The 15702-nt window shown below is 70.2% G+C and carries 15 protein-coding genes; 4 read left to right on the top strand and 11 right to left on the bottom strand.

Annotation, left to right across the window (positions count from 1 at the left end; genetic code table 11):
- On the top strand, positions 1-1199 hold a 1199-nt coding region (gene egtB / locus AX737_RS25625; protein ID WP_066926352.1), incomplete at its 5' end, for an ergothioneine biosynthesis protein EgtB.
- A gap of 131 nt (positions 1200-1330) precedes the next feature.
- Positions 1331-2299, top strand: coding sequence for an L-histidine N(alpha)-methyltransferase (gene egtD, locus AX737_RS25620; RefSeq protein WP_066926362.1), 969 nt, complete (start codon positions 1331-1333; stop codon positions 2297-2299).
- Positions 2300-2348: 49 nt separating this feature from the next.
- Here egtD and AX737_RS25615 read toward each other — a convergent pair whose 3' ends face one another.
- The 10 genes from AX737_RS25615 to groES all read right to left on the bottom strand — a co-directional run bounded on the left by AX737_RS25615 (position 2349) and on the right by groES (position 12565).
- Positions 2349-2615 (bottom strand): hypothetical protein, encoded by a 267-nt coding sequence (locus AX737_RS25615; RefSeq protein ID WP_066926350.1) that lies wholly within the window; start codon positions 2613-2615, stop codon positions 2349-2351.
- A 107-nt stretch (positions 2616-2722) separates the two neighbouring features.
- Positions 2723-5209 (bottom strand): ATP-dependent Clp protease ATP-binding subunit ClpA, encoded by a 2487-nt coding sequence (clpA, locus tag AX737_RS25610; protein ID WP_066926348.1) that lies wholly within the window; start codon positions 5207-5209, stop codon positions 2723-2725.
- Between the two features lie 21 nt (positions 5210-5230).
- Positions 5231-5566, bottom strand: coding sequence for an ATP-dependent Clp protease adapter ClpS (clpS, locus tag AX737_RS25605; protein ID WP_066926360.1), 336 nt, complete (start codon positions 5564-5566; stop codon positions 5231-5233).
- Positions 5567-5804: 238 nt separating this feature from the next.
- Positions 5805-6422, bottom strand: a complete 618-nt coding sequence (gene eda / locus AX737_RS25600) for a bifunctional 4-hydroxy-2-oxoglutarate aldolase/2-dehydro-3-deoxy-phosphogluconate aldolase (RefSeq protein WP_066926358.1) — start codon at positions 6420-6422, stop codon at positions 5805-5807.
- A gap of 178 nt (positions 6423-6600) precedes the next feature.
- Positions 6601-8424: a phosphogluconate dehydratase gene (gene edd, locus AX737_RS25595; protein WP_066926346.1), complete on the bottom strand. Its 1824-nt coding sequence runs from the start codon at positions 8422-8424 to the stop codon at positions 6601-6603.
- A 171-nt stretch (positions 8425-8595) separates the two neighbouring features.
- Positions 8596-9720 (bottom strand): asparaginase, encoded by a 1125-nt coding sequence (locus tag AX737_RS25590; protein ID WP_066926344.1) that lies wholly within the window; start codon positions 9718-9720, stop codon positions 8596-8598.
- Positions 9721-9811: 91 nt separating this feature from the next.
- Positions 9812-10168, bottom strand: a complete 357-nt coding sequence (locus tag AX737_RS25585; RefSeq protein WP_066926342.1) for a DUF6883 domain-containing protein — start codon at positions 10166-10168, stop codon at positions 9812-9814.
- Positions 10165-10434 carry a DUF4926 domain-containing protein gene (locus AX737_RS37565; protein ID WP_082773293.1) on the bottom strand — a complete coding sequence of 90 codons (270 nt, stop codon included), beginning with the start codon at positions 10432-10434 and terminating at the stop codon, positions 10165-10167. Before AX737_RS37565 ends, AX737_RS25585 begins: the two co-directional genes overlap by 4 nt.
- A 113-nt stretch (positions 10435-10547) precedes the next feature.
- On the bottom strand, positions 10548-12188 hold the full coding sequence (gene groL, locus AX737_RS25575; RefSeq protein WP_066926340.1) for a chaperonin GroEL: 1641 nt from the start codon (positions 12186-12188) through the stop codon (positions 10548-10550).
- 89 nt (positions 12189-12277) lie between these two features.
- Positions 12278-12565, bottom strand: a complete 288-nt coding sequence (groES, locus tag AX737_RS25570; RefSeq protein WP_066926338.1) for a co-chaperone GroES — start codon at positions 12563-12565, stop codon at positions 12278-12280.
- A gap of 213 nt (positions 12566-12778) precedes the next feature.
- Between groES and AX737_RS25565 the strand changes: the two genes are divergently transcribed.
- Positions 12779-13774, top strand: coding sequence for a CorA family divalent cation transporter (locus AX737_RS25565; RefSeq protein WP_066926336.1), 996 nt, complete (start codon positions 12779-12781; stop codon positions 13772-13774).
- 61 nt (positions 13775-13835) lie between these two features.
- On the opposite strand, the gene AX737_RS25560 is transcribed toward AX737_RS25565, so the two are convergent.
- On the bottom strand, positions 13836-14051 hold the full coding sequence (locus tag AX737_RS25560; RefSeq protein WP_066926334.1) for a hypothetical protein: 216 nt from the start codon (positions 14049-14051) through the stop codon (positions 13836-13838).
- Between the two features lie 445 nt (positions 14052-14496).
- Between AX737_RS25560 and AX737_RS25555 the strand changes: the two genes are divergently transcribed.
- Positions 14497-15639, top strand: coding sequence for a trypsin-like peptidase domain-containing protein (locus tag AX737_RS25555; protein WP_066926354.1), 1143 nt, complete (start codon positions 14497-14499; stop codon positions 15637-15639).
- Positions 15640-15702 lie beyond the last annotated feature (63 nt).

The following is a 15702-nucleotide window of genomic DNA, read 5'->3' as shown; positions in this document are numbered from 1 at the left end:
TCACGGCGCGGCCCGTCGATCGCGCCGCCTGGCTCGCCGCCTACCGCCACGTGCGGGCCGAGACCGAGCAGCGGGCCGCGCCGCTCTCCCCGGAAGACCAGCAGATCCAGTCGATGGCCGATGCCAGCCCGACCAAGTGGCACCGGGCGCATACGACGTGGTTCTTCGAGCAGTTCCTGCTGCGCGAGCACCTGCCGGGTTACGCGATCCACGACGAGCGCTGGCACTACCTGTTCAATTCCTACTACGTCGCCGCCGGGCCCCGGCAGCCGCGCCTCGCCCGCGGGCTGATCACCCGGCCGAACGCCGAGGAGGTCGCGGCCTACCGGCGCCACGTCGATCGGGCCGTCGAGACCCTGCTGGCCCAGGCGGCGCCCGGCGCGCTCGAGGCGGTGCTGCCGATCCTCGAGATCGGGCTCTATCACGAGCAGCAGCACCAGGAGCTGATCCTCACCGACATCCTGCACGCCTTCGCGCAGAACCCGCTCGGCGCGGTCTACGACGCGGGCTGGCGCTTCCCGAAGGCGACCGCCCGCGCGGGCGCGGTGGAGCTTGCGCGGGCCGTCGCGCGGGTGGGCCACGAAGGGAGCGGCTTCTCCTTCGACAACGAGCACCCGCGCCACGACAGCCTGATCCTGCCCTGCGCGGTGGACCGGGCGCTCGTTACCTGCGGGCAATGGCAGGCCTTCATGCGGGGCGGCGGCTATTCCCGTCCCGACCTCTGGCTCTCGGACGGCTGGATCGCCGCGCAGGCCGAGGGCTGGGAGGCGCCGGGCTACTGGCGGCGGGAGGAGGACGGCTGGAGCGTGATGACGCTCGGCGGGCGCCGCCCGGTCGAGGCGGACCAGCCCGTCACCCACGTCAGCTACTACGAGGCCGACGCCTACGCCCGCTGGGCGGGCCGCGACCTGCCGACGGAGGCCGAGTGGGAGGTGGCCGCGCGCGAGCACGGCCTCGAGGACGCCTTCGGCCTCGTCTGGCAATGGACCCGCAGCCCCTACGTCGCCTATCCGGGCTACCGGCCGCTGCCGGGCGCGCTCGGGGAGTACAACGGCAAGTTCATGGCCAACCAGATGGTGCTGCGCGGCTCCTCGGTCGCCACGCCCGCGGGCCATGCCCGCCTGCCCTACCGGAACTTCTTCTACCCGCACCAGCGCTGGCAATTCACCGGCCTGCGGCTGGCCGACCAGCGCGGCTGACCCAAGGCCGATCCCAGAGCGGGCCGCCGCCGGATCGGCACCCGGCCTCAGTCCGTTCCCCTCGTCTCCTCGCGCGGCCGCCCGGCACCTCGCCGATGCGACCGCGCCAGCCCGGAGCCTGTCCCGTGACCATCAAGCCCGTTTTCGACAACGCGACGCCCGTCACCCAGGCCCCGGAGCCGAAAGGCTTCCTGGACGATGTGCTGCTGGGCTTCGCCCAGGCGCAGAAGACCCTGCCGGCCAAGTACTTCTACGACGACGCCGGCTCCGACCTGTTCGAGGCGATCACCCGTCTGCCCGAGTACTACCCGACCCGCACCGAGCTCGCGATCCTCGACGCGGCAGGATCGGAGATCGCCGCCGCCCTGCCCCGGGGCGCCGCGCTCGTCGAGTTCGGCAGCGGCTCGACCGTGAAGGTGCGCCGGCTCCTGCGCCACCTGCCCGACCTCGCGGCCTACCTGCCGGTCGACGTCTCGGCGAGCTTCCTGCGCGCGCAGGCCGAGGCGTTGCGCACGGACTTTCCCGCCCTGCGCGTCGAGCCGGTCGCGGCCGACTTCACCCGGCCCTTCTCGCTGCCGGCCGATCTCGGCGACGCGCCGCGGGCCGGGTTCTTCCCCGGCTCGACCATCGGCAATTTCGAGCCGGCGGAGGCGGCGCGCCTGCTCCGCCAGTTCGGTGCGATCCTGGGGACGGGCTCGGTGCTCGTCGTCGGCGTCGATCTGGTGAAGGACCACGCGGTGCTGGAGGCGGCCTACGACGATGCGGCCGGCGTCACGGCGGCCTTCAACCGCAACGTGCTGACGCGGATCAACCGGGAACTCGGCGGCACCTTCGACCTCGACGCCTTCGCGCACCGGGCCGTGTTCAACGACCAGGCCTCGCGCATCGAGATGCACCTCGTCGCCCGCGCCGCGCAGGACGTCGCCGTGGCTGGCCGCCCGGTCGCCTTCGCGGCGGGCGAGTCGATCCACACCGAGAACAGTTACAAGTACACGGTGGAAAGCTTCCGGGCGCTCGCCGCCTCGGCGGGCTGGGCACCGGTCCAGGTCTGGACCGACCCGCAGGCTCTGTTCTCGGTGCACGCGCTGCGGCTGGGCTAGCGCGACGTTCTACCCCTCCCCCGCAGAGGGGGGGGGGAGAGCTGCGCGCTCACCCCGAGCGCTTCTCCATCATCGCCTTGACCTGCATGAGCTGGTCCCAGACTTGGCCCGGCGAGGTGTTCATCATCTCGAAGCCGGCGGCGATGCCCCAGTAGATGCCGAAGCAGATCACCGGCACCAGCACCCAGGCCAGAACCTCCTCGCCGCGCTTGCGGCGCTGGCGTCGGCGGCGGCGCTGCTCGCGGGCGGTGAGCTTCTTCGGCGCCGGGGCGTAGGTGGTCTGCGCGAGGGGGCCCTCCTGCAGATCTTCGGTCATCGAGCCCCTCCCCGGTCGCGGCGGCACCTCAGCGCCGCCGCGCCTATACCCTCGCGGGCCCGTTCATGAAACCCTGACGCGCCGCGGACCGCGCGCCGGGCGGGACGTCAGGCCCGGACGAGCGGCACCTTGGGCACGGTGCGCACGCTCTTGCCGCCCGAGCCGCCGCCCTTGTCGTCCTTCGGCGGCTTCTTGCGGCTCGTCGAGCGGGGCTTGGCCCGCTTCTTCTTGGCCGCCGTCGTGGCCACGTCCTTCTCGGGCCTCGGCGTGACGGGGCCGGCCGGGAACTCGAAGCCGAGCGAGTCCTTGCCGCCGGCCTTGGCCTCCGCGTCCTCGGGCTTCCTCAGCACCACCTTCACGGCGCCGCCGTCCTTGAGGCGGCCGAACAGCACCTCGTCGGCGAGCGGCGTCTTGATGGTGGACTGGATCAGGCGGGCCATGGGGCGGGCGCCCATCGCGTCGTCGTAGCCGTTCTCCACCAGCCACTCCCGGGCCTCGTCCGAGAGCTCGATCGTGACGTTGCGGTCGGCGAGCTGCGCCTCGAGCTGGAGGACGAACTTGTCCACCACCTTGGCCACGACCTCCTTCGGCAGGTGGCCGAACGAGATGATCGCGTCGAGCCGGTTGCGGAATTCCGGCGCGAACAGGCGGTTGATCGCCTCGACGTCGTCGCCCGAGCGCTTGGACTGGGTGAAGCCGTAGGCCGACTTGGCGAGGTCCGAGGCGCCCGCGTTCGACGTCATGATGATGATGACGTTGCGGAAATCGACCTGCTTGCCGTTGTGGTCGGTCAGCTTCCCGTGGTCCATCACCTGCAGCAGGATGTTGAACAGGTCCGGATGCGCCTTCTCGATCTCGTCGAGCAGGAGGACGCAGTGGGGGTGCTGGTCGATCCCGTCGGTGAGCAATCCCCCCTGGTCGAAGCCGACATAGCCGGGCGGCGCGCCGATGAGGCGCGAGACCGTGTGCCGCTCCATGTACTCCGACATGTCGAAGCGCAGCATCTCGACGCCGAGCGACGCGGCGAGCTGCTTGGCGGCCTCCGTCTTGCCGACGCCGGTCGGGCCCGCGAACAGGTAGGAGCCGATCGGCTTGTCGGGATCACGCAGCCCCGCGCGGGCGAGCTTGATCGCCGAGGTCAGCGCCTCGATGGCGCCGGTCTGGCCGTAGACCACCCGCTTCAGGTTCTCGGTGAGGTTCTGCAGGACGACCGCGTCGTCCTTCGAGACGGTCTTCGGGGGGATGCGGGCCATCGTGGCGATGGTCGCCTCGATCTCCTTCACGCCGATGGTGCGCTTGCGGCGCGCTTCCGGCACCAGCATCTGCGAGGCGCCGGTCTCGTCGATCACGTCGATCGCCTTGTCGGGCAGCTTGCGGTCGTTGATGTAGCGGGCCGACAGCTCGACCGCCGCCTTCACGGCGTCGGTGGTGAACTTGAGCTTGTGGAACTCCTCGAAGTAGGGGCGCAGGCCCTTCACGATCTCGATCGTGTCGGGGATCGAGGGCTCGTTGACGTCGATCTTCTGGAAGCGGCGCACCAGGGCGCGGTCCTTCTCGAAGTACTGGCGGTACTCCTTGTAGGTGGTCGAGCCGATGCAGCGGAGCGCGCCGGAGGCGAGCGCGGGCTTCAGGAGGTTCGAGGCGTCCATCGCGCCGCCCGAGGTCGCACCGGCACCGATCACCGTGTGGATCTCGTCGATGAACATGATGGCGTTGGGGTGCGCCTCGATCTCCTTCATCACCTGCTTGAGGCGCTCCTCGAAGTCGCCGCGGTAGCGGGTGCCGGCCAAGAGCGTGCCCATGTCGAGGGAGAAGACGGTCGCGTCGGCGAGCACCTCCGGCACCTCGTGCTGGATGATCTTGCGGGCGAGCCCCTCCGCGATCGCGGTCTTGCCCACGCCCGGATCGCCCACCAGCAGCGGATTGTTCTTCTGGCGGCGGCAGAGCACCTGGATCGTGCGCTCGACCTCGGCGTGGCGGCCGATCAGCGGGTCGATCTTGCCGTCGCGGGCCTTCTTGTTGAGGTTGACGCAGTAGGCGTCGAGCGCGTCGCCCTTCTTCTTGGTGCCGCGGGCCTCGCCGTCGTCGCCGCTCGGCCGCTCGGAGGAGCCCTCCTCCTCGGAGCCGCGCACGGGCTTGGCCTCCGATGCGCCAGGGCGCTTGGCGATGCCGTGGCTGATGTAGTTGACCGCGTCGTAGCGGGTCATGTCCTGCTCCTGCAGGAAGTAGGCGGCGTGGCTCTCGCGCTCGGCGAAGATCGCCACCAGCACGTTGGCCCCCGTCACCTCCTCGCGCCCCGAGGACTGCACGTGGATCACCGCGCGCTGGATCACCCGCTGGAAGCCGGCCGTGGGCTTGGCGTCCTGGCGGCCGTCACCGGTGAGGTTCGAGAGCTCGGTATCGACGTACTCGACGAGGCTGCGCTTGAGCGTGTCGATCTCGACGTTGCAGGCCCGCATGACGGCGGCGGCGTCCTGGTCGTCGGTGAGCGCCAGCAGCAGGTGCTCCAGCGTCGCATATTCGTGGCGGCGCTCGCCGGCGAGCGCCAGGGCGCGGTGGAGGGCTTGTTCTAGGCTGCGTGAGAAGCTGGGCAAAGCTGGCCTCTGTGTGGGTGCCTATTTCTTTTCCATAACGCACTGAAGAGGATGTTGGTGCTTGCGCGCAAAGTCCATGACCTGCGTCACCTTGGTCTCGGCGACCTCGTAGGTGAACACCCCGCACTCGCCGACCCCGTTCTGATGCACGTGCATCATGATCTGGTAGGCGTCCTCGTGCGATTTGTTGAAGAACCGCTCCACCACGAGGACCACGAACTCCATGGGAGTATAGTCGTCGTTGAGGAGCAGAACCCGGTAGAGGCTCGGTCGTTTGGTGCGCGTCCGGGTGCGGGTGATGATGGCCGTGTTCGAGCGGTCGTCGTTGCCGCCGGTCCCGCCGGGACCGGTGGCCATCGCCGTCGTTGGGGCCGGAACGCGGCCGGTCACGGCGTGCGCCGTACCCGGCATCGGGACCTGAATCATCTCTCTCGAACCGAACCCTGAGCGGCAGCCTGTCCGCGCCCCGTGTGGGACGCGGCGCACCCGACACGGTGCACAGGCCCAATCTACAGATCGATAGGCGACTTCGCCAGTCGCCTGCGCGAAACTGTCCTGGCCGAGCGCCCCGCCCGCGGCGGGAGAGAGGGAGCGTTCAGCCCGCCCGCAGCCCGGAGGCCGCCTCCGCGGCCGCCCGGATCGCCGCCGTGTCCGGTGCGCCGGGCTTCACCACCCAACTGCCGCCGACGCAGAGCACCGCCGGCTCGGCGAGCCATTGCGGTGCGCTGGCCGCGGTGATGCCGCCCGTAGGGCAGAAGCGCACCTGCCCGAACGGGGCGGAGAGCGCCTTGAGGGCCTTCAGGCCGCCCGCGGCCTCGGCGGGGAAGAACTTGAACCGGTCGAGCCCGTGGTCGAGCCCGCGCATGATGTCGGCGGCGTTGGCCACGCCCGGCAGGTAGGGCACGCCGTTGGCCTTGGCGGCGTCGGTCAGCGGGTCGGTGAGCCCCGGCGAGACGATGAACTCGGCCCCGGCTGCCAGCGCCGCGTCGAGGTCGCGCGGGTTCAGCACCGTGCCGGCGCCGACCACCGCGCCCTCGACCGTCGCCATGGCGCGGATGACGTCGAGCGCGGCGGGCGTGCGTAGGGTGACCTCGAGGGCGGTCAGCCCGCCGGCCACGAGGGCCTCGGCGATCGGGACCGCGTGGGCCGCGTCCTCGATCACCAAGACCGGGATGACGGCGACGGAGCGCATCAGCGCGTCGATGCTGGTCAGGTCGTTCACGGCGTCACCTCCTGTGGTCATGGTTTCGAAAGGTCCGAGACCTTTCGCGGGTGCAGGGTGGAACCCTGCATTTGGCCTCTCCGTCCCGGCGGAGCCGGGTCGGAGAGGCCAATCCCGGGGCTGCGCGCCCCGGGACCCCGCCAAAGGGTCACGACCCTTTGGGATCCCCCTACAGGCCCGCGGCGGCGAGCATCGCCGAGGCGCCCTGCTCGGCGCCGTCCGCACCGTGGCGCATGAAGGCGAACAGTTCGCGGCCCGTGCCCGCTTCCGGCGGCGGCACCGGGGCGGGCTCGCGGGCGGCGAGTTCCGACGCGTCCACCATCACCTCCAGCAGACCCTCCTCGGCGCTGAGCCGCACGATGTCGCCGTCGCGGATCCGGCCGATCAGCCCGCCGGCGAGCGCCTCCGGCGTCAGGTGGATCGCGGCCGGCACCTTGCCGGATGCCCCCGACATGCGCCCGTCGGTGACCAGCGCGACCTTGTGGCCGCGATCCTGGAGCACGCCCAGCGGCGGGGTCAGCTTGTGCAGCTCCGGCATGCCGTTGGCCTGCGGGCCCTGGAAGCGGACCACCACCACCACGTCGCCCTCCAGTTCGCCCGCCTTGAACGCCCGGATCACCGCGTCCTGGTCGGAGAACACCCGGGCCGGGGCCTGGATCGTGCGGCGCTCCGGCTCGACCGCGCTGGTCTTGAAGGTGGCTCGGCCGAGATTGCCCTTGACCAGCCGCATGCCGCCGTCCGGCTGGAACGGTTCGGCCGGGCGGCGCAGCATGGCGGGATCGAGGCTCTCGGGCACCGCGTCCTCGAAGACGAGGTCGTCGCCGTCGAGCCTCGGGTCGCGGGCGTGGTCGCGCAGGGAGCCGCCCGCCACCGTCAGGATGTCGTCGTGCAGGAGCCCCGCATCGATGAGAGCCGCGATCACGAAGCTCATGCCGCCGGCCGCGTGGAAGTGGTTCACGTCGCCCGAGCCGTTCGGGTAGACCCGCGCGATCAGCGGCACGGCGGCCGAGAGCCGGTCGAAATCCTCCCAGTCGAGCACGATGCCGGCCGCGCGCGCCATGGCCGGCAGGTGGATCGCGTGGTTCGTCGAGCCGCCGGTGGCGAGCAGGCCCACTACCGCGTTCACGATCGCCTTCTCGTCGATGCACAGGCCCAGCGGCCGGTAATCGTTGCCGTCCGCGCCGATCTCGGTGAGCCGGTGGATCGCCGCCCGCGTCACCGCCTGGCGCAGCTTCGTGCCCGGGTTGATGAAGGAGGCGCCCGGCATGTGCAGGCCCATCACGTCCATCATCATCTGGTTCGAGTTGGCCGTGCCGTAAAAGGTGCAGGTGCCCGCCCCGTGATACGAGGCGGACTCGGATTCGAGCAGCTCCTCGCGGCCGACCTTGCCCTCCGCGTAGAGCTGGCGGATGCGCTGCTTCTCCTTGTTGGCCAGCCCCGAGGGCATGGGACCGGCCGGGATCAGGATCGTCGGCAGGTGGCCGAAGCGGAGCGCCCCCATGATCAGGCCCGGCACGATCTTGTCGCAGATGCCGAGGAGCGCCGCGCCGTCGAACATGCCGTGGCTGAGGGCCACCGCCGTCGAGAGCGCGATCGTGTCGCGCGAGAACAGCGACATCTCCATGCCGCGCTGCCCCTGCGTGACCCCGTCGCACATGGCCGGCGTGCCGCCCGCGACCTGGGCTGTCGCGCCGCGCTCACGGGCGAAGACCTTGATCTGGTCCGGATAGCGCCCGTAGGGCTGGTGGGCCGAGAGCATGTCGTTGAAGGCGGTGACGATGCCGATGTTCATCGACCGGCCCGCCCGGATCGCCGCCTTGTCCTCGCCGGATGCCGCGAAGCCGTGGGCGAGGTTGCCGCAGGCGAGCTTCGGCCGGTGCACGCCGGCCTCGCGCTCCCGCTCGATCAGGTCGAGGTAGCGCCGCCGGCTGGCCCGCGAGCGCTCGACCACGCGGGCCGTGACCGCCGCGACCTCGGGATGGATCTCCGCCATGGGTTCTCCTCGCCGTCCGCCCCTCGCATAGGCGCGGGCTGTGTCCGTCTTTTGAACGCGTTCTAGACCCGGCGCGATCGCGTGTAAACGTTTTCAGAACAGTAAATCCTGGCGGGCGCAGCCCCTCCATTCTCCCTCCCCCGCAGAGGGGGGAGGGTACGCGGACGCGGCTCAATATTCCCAGAAGATGCGCTGCAGCTCCTTCGTGTCGCTCGTCTTGGTGAGCGCGACCGCGGTGAGGATCTTGGCCTTCTGCGGGTTGAGGTCGTGGGCCACCACCCAGTCGTACTTGTCGTCGGGCTGCTCGGCGTTGCGCAGCACGATGCCGTCGCCGACGCGGGAGGAGCGCACGATCAGCGTGCCCTTGCTGCGGATGTCCTTCAGCGTATCGACGAGGTAGCCCGCGACCGAACCGTTGCCGGTGCCCGCGTTGACGATCGCCTTCGCGCCCGCATCGACCGCGGCCGTGTAGGCGCCCGGATACATGTTGCCCGAGCCGTACACGACGGCCACCAGCGGCAGGCTGTCGATCTGGTCGATGTCGAACTCGGAGGCCTTGCCGTGCCGCTTCGCTGAGGCGCGGAAGAAGTAGGTCTTGCCCTCGACCACCATGCCGAGGGGCCCCCACTGACTGTAGAAGGCGCTCGGCACCACGTTGACGCGCTTGGTGACGTCGCGCCCGGCCTGGATCTGGTCGTTCATCGTGACCATGACGCCCTTGCCGACGGCCTCCTTGGAGCCGGCCACCGTGACCGCGTCGAGCAGGTTGAGCGCGCCGTCCGCCGAGATCGCGGTCGAGGGCCGCATCGAGCCGACGACGACGATCGGCTTGTCGCTCCGCACAACGAGATCGAGGAAGAGCGCCGTCTCCTCCAGCGTGTCGGTGCCGTGCGTGATCACCACGCCGTCCACGTCGTCCTGCTTGAGGAGGGCCGAGACGCGCTTGCCCAGCTGCACGAGCTGCGCGTCCGTGAAGCTCTCGGACGCGATCTGGAAGACCTGCTCGCCGCGCACGTTGGCGACATTGCTCATGGCGGGCACCGCGGCGATCAGCTTGTCCACCGGCACCTTGGCGGCCTGGTAGGTCGCGCTGTTGGCCGCGTCCGCTCCGGCGCCCGCGATGGTGCCGCCGGTGGCCAGCACCACGACGTTCGGCTTGCGCGCGGCCTGATCGGCCCCCGCCTCCGGCATCTCGCGGGCGAGGGCGGGCAAGGCGCCGAGCGGCAGCGCCGCGAGCGCGAGCGCCGCGACGGCTACCCGGCGATTGAGACGCTGACCGGTCCGGAATGCTGGCATCTGAAGTCCCTGTCTCCTCGAAGGATCGCGCTGGATCGTAGGCGGCCGGTCCGGTGAGGCAAGACGGGGGCCGCTGGCCGCCGGCCGTTTGTCACGCCGGCCTCGGCAGAGGCTTGAGCGTGATGAAGCGCGCCGCCCGCGTCGGATCGTCATCGTCCATCTGCCAGACGGTGCGAACGTTCGAACGCGCCTCGGTCGGTGTGGGCAGCAAGCCCTCGAAGTAGAGTTTCACGGCCCTGCGGGCCGGCACGAACCCGGCGAAATTGTCCCGCCGCGCATGGCTCAGAAGCGCCCGGCGGAGATCCTCCGGATTCCGCGGGGTGAAGCCGAACGGCGCAAGGAATGCGTATTTCGGTCCGCCGTCCGGGTGGTTCGGATCGAGCAGGTAGGCGGTGATCTTGGCGGGTGCGATCGTGAAGCTGGCCGGCCAGCCAAACTCGGGCGTCACGCCCCGCCGCGCGCGACGAGCGTGACGGCGCGACCATCGACGGTGGCGAGCGTGTCCACCGGCCGGGTGAACTCGACCTCGAAGGCCTCGCCCGCGGCATAGATTCCCACGACCGTGCCGGTGGAGCCGGCAGGCACGCACTGCGCATCGTCCCCTGTCACGGCGGACAGCAGGCGGACACGGTCGAGTTCGCGGATCGGCGGTCCCCCTGCGGGATCGCCGTCGCGCTCCGGTCCGAACCGTTCTGAAAGCCGACGCTTCGCCATGGAACGAAGGTAGCGATTCCTCGATCCTCCGCAACGGGCCGATCCGCGTCGCCCGAACGGAAAAGGGGCCGCCTCTCGGCGACCCCTCTCCGTCTTCCCGTGGAGGCGTGGACTTAGAAGTCCATGCCGCCCATGCCGCCGCCGGGCATCGCCGGGGCCGGGCTGTCCTTCTTCGGCGCGTCGGCGACCATGGCCTCCGTCGTCACCAGCAGGCCGGCGACCGAGGCCGCGTCCTGCAGGGCGGTGCGCACGACCTTGGCCGGGTCGACGATGCCGGCCTGGATCATGTCGACGTACTCTTCGGTCTGGGCGTTGAAGCCGAAGGTCTCCGAGCCCGTGTTGTCGGTGATCTTGCCGACCACGATCGAGCCCTCGACGCCCGCGTTCTGGGCGATCTGGCGGATCGGGGCCTCAAGGGCCTTCAGCACGATCTTGATGCCGGCCTGCACGTCCGGAACGTCGGACTTCAGCTCGGCGACCGCCTTCTTGGCGCGCAGCAGCGCCGTGCCGCCGCCGGGGACGATGCCTTCCTCGACCGCCGCGCGAGTGGCGTTGAGGGCGTCGTCGACGCGGTCCTTCTTCTCCTTGACCTCGACCTCGGTCGCGCCGCCGACGCGGATCACCGCGACGCCGCCCGCGAGCTTGGCCAGGCGCTCCTGGAGCTTCTCACGGTCGTAGTCCGAGGTGGTCTCCTCGATCTGCGCCTTGATCTGGGCGACGCGGGCCTCGATGTCGGCCTTCTCGCCGGTCCCGTCGATGATCGTGGTGTTCTCCTTCTCGATGCGCACGCGCTTGGCGCGGCCGAGCATGGGGAGCGTCACGTTCTCGAGCTTGATGCCGAGGTCCTCGGCGATCATCTGGCCCTTGGTCAGGATCGCGATGTCCTCGAGCATCGCCTTGCGGCGATCACCGAAGCCCGGAGCCTTCACGGCCGCGACCTTGAGGCCGCCGCGCAGCTTGTTCACCACGAGCGTGGCCAGGGCCTCGCCCTCGATGTCCTCGGCGATGATGACGAGCGGCTTGCCGGTCTGCACCACGGCCTCGAGGACGGGGAGCATCGCCTGGAGCGAGGAGAGCTTCTTCTCGTGGATGAGGATGTAGGGATCCTCGAGCTCGGCGATCATCTTCTCCGCGTTCGTGATGAAGTACGGGGAGAGGTAGCCGCGGTCGAACTGCATGCCCTCGACGACGTCGAGCTCGGTCTCGGCGGTCTTGGCCTCCTCGACCGTGATCACGCCCTCGTTGCCCACCTTCTGCATGGCGTGGGCGATCATCTCGCCGATCTCGGTGTCGCCGTTGGCGGAGATCGTGCCGACCTGGGCGACCTCGTCGGAGGAGGCGACCTTCTTGGCCCGCGCCGTGATGTCCTTCACGGCGGCCTGGGTGGCGAGGTCGATGCCGCGCTTCAGGTCCATCGGGTTGATGCCGGCGGCGACGTACTTGGCGCCCTCGCGGACGATCGCCTGGGCGAGCACCGTCGCGGTGGTGGTGCCGTCGCCCGCGATGTCGTTGGTCTTCGAGGCCACTTCGCGCACCATCTGGGCGCCCATGTTCTCGAAGCGGTCGGCGAGCTCGATCTCCTTGGCGACCGTCACGCCGTCCTTCGTGATGCGCGGGGCGCCGAAGGACTTCTCGATGACGACGTTGCGGCCCTTCGGGCCCAGCGTCACCTTGACCGCATCGGCCAGGATGTCCACGCCGCGCAGCATCTTCTCGCGGGCGTCGGCGGCGAAACGAACGTCTTTGGCTGCCATGTGGTGGCTTCCTTCACGTTGAAATTATTCAGGACGTGCCCCGAGACCGCGACCGGGTCTCCAGGGGCGGTGGAAAAGCGGTGACCGACTTAGGCGACGACGCCCATGATGTCGGACTCCTTCATGATCAGGAGGTCCTGACCGTCGATCTTGACCTCGGTGCCCGACCACTTGCCGAACAGGACGCGGTCGCCGGCCTTGACGTCGAGCGCGTTGACACGGCCCTGCTCGTCGCGGGCGCCGGGACCGACGGCCACGATCTCGCCCTCCTGGGGCTTCTCCTTGGCGGTGTCGGGGATGATGATGCCGCCCTTCGTCTTCTCCTCGCCCTCGATACGGCGGACGACGACGCGGTCGTGCAGCGGACGGAACTTCATGAGCTGCCCTCTTGCTTCAGAACTCGAAGTGGCGTTGATGCGGCGCGCATCGCCGCCTTCAAGCGCGGCCGTTAGCACTCATGGGGTGTGAGTGCTAACGGCCGGCCGCGAGATAGCCACGGGGGCGTTTCGAGTCAAGACTGTCGCACCCCCGCGTGACGGCGCGACGACGCATTTCGTCTCCCGCTTCCCCCGAAGGGACATCGATCCTCCATGCTGACCCTGCACGGGCCGGACGGCCCGCTCGCGGCCGCCGACATCGGATCGGGCGCCGTCCTTCCGGCGGGCACGGTCTGGATCGACCTGAACGACCCGACCGCCGAGGAGGCGCGGGCCGTGGAGGCGGCGACCGGCATCCGGGTGCCCTCGCGCACGGCGCTGAGCGAGGTGGAGAGTTCGAGCCGCCTGCGCCGGCTGAAGAATGGCCTCTCGCTCTCGACCCCGATGATCACCTTCGAGCGCACGGACTCGCAGCTGAAGCCGCTGGGCTTCGTGCTGACGGCGGACCACCTCGTCACCGTGCGCTTCCACGAGCTGCGCGCCTTCGAGGGCGCGCGCAAGCGCCTGGCGGCGGGCGAGCGGGCGGCCTCCAGCACCGAGACCTTCCTGCTCATCGTGGAGGAGCTGGTCGACGGGCTCGCCGACGCGCTGGAAGACATGGGCGCCGAGCTCGACGCCCTCTCCACGCGCGTCTTCGACTTCGACGTGAGCGCGGGCCGCGCCCGCAACGGCGAGCAGCCGACCCGGCGGCGCGACCTCGCCCTGCGCCGGATCCTGCGCGGCATCGGCCGGCGCGGCAAGGCGCTCGGCAAGATCCGCTCCAGCCTGCTCGGCCTGGAACGGGTCGTTCCCTACGTGGCGGGCGCCTGCGAGGACCTGCTCCGCCAGGAGGAGGACGCGCGCTTCGAGACGCTCCGGCGGGACATCGAGTCCCTCGACGAGTTCGAGACCCGCCTTTCCGAGAACGTGCAGTTCCTGCTCGACGCCGCGCTCGGCCTCATCCAGATCGAGCAGAACAACGTCTTCCGCGTGCTCACCGTGGTCTCGGTGGTGGGCGTCCCGCCGACGCTCATCGCCTCGATGTACGGCATGAACTTCAAGCACATGCCGGAGCTGGACTGGGCCTACGGCTACCCCTACGCGCTCGGGCTGATCCTGCTCAGCGCGCTGGTTCCGATCCTGTATTTCCGTATCCGCGGCTGGTTCTGAACTGCCCCCGGACGCCGAAGCGGCCCCCGACCGGCTTGGTCGGGGGCCGCTTCGGGGCCACTCAGTTCAGGTAGGTCCGGATCCAGTTCGGGGAGAGGATCTCGCCCTCCTCCGTGATGATCCAGGGCTGCTTGGCGGGGTCGGTGAGCGCGCCCGCGGCGGCGGCGATCGCCTCGCGCAGGGTGCCGTACCGCTCCGGCTGGGCGAGCGGCGAGCTCGCCGGGACCGTGCGCCAGATCGTCAGATCGGCGGGCCGTTCGAGAGCTTCGGTTTCCATGATCCTCGTGTTCCTTCCGAACCCGTTACGTCCGTTCAGGCAACCCGGCCGCCGATATGGAGTCCAGACGGCGCGGCACCCTGTGATCGTCGCGAATGGCAGCATCCCGAAGGCGACTTTGCGATTTTTCTCCACCCTGGTCCTCGGAGAGGCCATGGTTTCGACGCAAACCGTCGTCTGTACGACGGCTCGATTTCGCAGGCGCCCTGAAGACTGCTCATTCCTCTGACGAAGATTGTCCCCGTCAGTGATGACCAATCGGTTATCGCCTCCGCCGCCGGGCCGTGGTGCGCTGCCGCACGGCCGCGGGACGGTTTCCTTTCTGTTGAAGGGGGCAAGCTGAACGACCAGTTAAGGGCGTGGCCGCTCGGCAACGCGGGCGCGATGCTGTATCCGCGCTGCCCCGGGGAACGGCCCGGGATGGGTGTCGGGCGAGGTTGAGGACGTGCCGGATCGCTTCGTGCGCACAGCCCTGGCGGCGGTGCTGGTGCTGCTGGGACTGTTCGTGGCCCAGCCCTACGTCACGGCCCTGCTGTTCTCGGCCGAGACCCCGCGCGCGGTGACGGCGCGCGGCGACCTCGCGCCCGCCGAATCGACCACGGTCGCCCTGTTCGAGCAGGCGAGCCCCTCCGTCGTCCACGTCTTCGCCCAGGCCGCGGCGCGGGGCCAGTCCCTGATGCGCCTCGACGACGAGGAGGAGGGCGGCCAGGGGCAGGGCGGCGGAACCCAGACCGGCACCGGCTTCGTCTGGGACGCGGGCGGGCACGTCGTCACCAACAACCACGTGGTCCAGGCCGCGACCCAGTCCGGCGGCTCGATCGCCGTGCGCCTGTCCTCTGGCGAGGTCGTGGGCGCGCGGGTTGTCGGCACGGCGCCGTCCTACGACCTCGCGGTGCTGCAGCTCGGCCGCGTCTCGAAGATGCCGCCGCCGCTTTCCATCGGCACCTCCGCCAACCTGAAGGTGGGGCAGACGGCCTACGCCATCGGCAACCCGTTCGGCCTCGACCACACCCTGACGACCGGCGTGATCAGCGCGCTGCAGCGCCGCCTCCCCACGGGCGAAGGGCGCGAGCTCTCGGGCGTGATCCAGACGGATGCGGCGATCAACCCGGGCAATTCCGGCGGCCCGCTCCTCGATTCCGCGGGCCGGCTCATCGGCGTCAACACCGCGATCTACTCGCCGTCGGGGGCGAGCGCCGGCATCGGCTTCGCGGTGCCGGTCGATACGGTCAACCGGGTGGTGCCGGACCTGATCCGCTCGGGCCGCGTGCGCAACCCCGGCATCGGCATCATCGCGGGCCAGGAGGCGACCGCGGCCCGGCTCGGCATCGACGGCGTGGTGGTGCTGCGGGTGCTGCGCGGCTCGCCCGCCGCGGCCGCCGGGATCCAGGGCGTCGATCCGGGCACGGGGGAGATCGGCGACATCATCGTGGGCGTCGGCGGCAAACCGATCCACCGGCTGGCCGAGCTGACCGCCGCGCTCCAGGCGGCGGGCGTCGGCCAGGGCGTCACCCTGACGATCGAGCGGGACGGGCGCACCCGCACCGTGCGGATCACCACCGCGGACGTGGCGGAGAACCGGCAATGAGCGGGATCTGGCGCGCAGCTCTCCCTCCCCCCTCTGCGGGGGAGGGTACCCTGCGAAGCAGGG

It is taken from the genome of Methylobacterium sp. CCH5-D2 (assembly GCF_001556475.1).
GTDB classification, from domain to species: Bacteria; Pseudomonadota; Alphaproteobacteria; order Rhizobiales; family Beijerinckiaceae; genus Methylobacterium; species Methylobacterium hispanicum.
This window is presented reverse-complemented; position numbering and strand designations above follow the sequence as displayed.

What these genes read in the sequence shown, in the direction of transcription:
- AX737_RS25615 (WP_066926350.1), bottom strand. Translation starts at nt 2,615, where the DNA reads ATGACCGAAGATCTGCAGGAGGGCCCCCTCGCGCAGACCACCTACGCC.
- clpS (WP_066926360.1), bottom strand. Translation starts at nt 5,566, where the DNA reads ATGGCCACCGGTCCCGGCGGGACCGGCGGCAACGACGACCGCTCGAAC.
- edd (WP_066926346.1), bottom strand. Translation starts at nt 8,424, where the DNA reads ATGGCGGAGATCCATCCCGAGGTCGCGGCGGTCACGGCCCGCGTGGTC.
- AX737_RS25590 (WP_066926344.1), bottom strand. Translation starts at nt 9,720, where the DNA reads ATGCCAGCATTCCGGACCGGTCAGCGTCTCAATCGCCGGGTAGCCGTC.
- AX737_RS37565 (WP_082773293.1), bottom strand. Translation starts at nt 10,434, where the DNA reads ATGGCGAAGCGTCGGCTTTCAGAACGGTTCGGACCGGAGCGCGACGGC.
- groL (WP_066926340.1), bottom strand. Translation starts at nt 12,188, where the DNA reads ATGGCAGCCAAAGACGTTCGTTTCGCCGCCGACGCCCGCGAGAAGATG.
- groES (WP_066926338.1), bottom strand. Translation starts at nt 12,565, where the DNA reads ATGAAGTTCCGTCCGCTGCACGACCGCGTCGTCGTCCGCCGTATCGAG.
- AX737_RS25565 (WP_066926336.1), top strand. Translation starts at nt 12,779, where the DNA reads ATGCTGACCCTGCACGGGCCGGACGGCCCGCTCGCGGCCGCCGACATC.
- AX737_RS25560 (WP_066926334.1), bottom strand. Translation starts at nt 14,051, where the DNA reads ATGGAAACCGAAGCTCTCGAACGGCCCGCCGATCTGACGATCTGGCGC.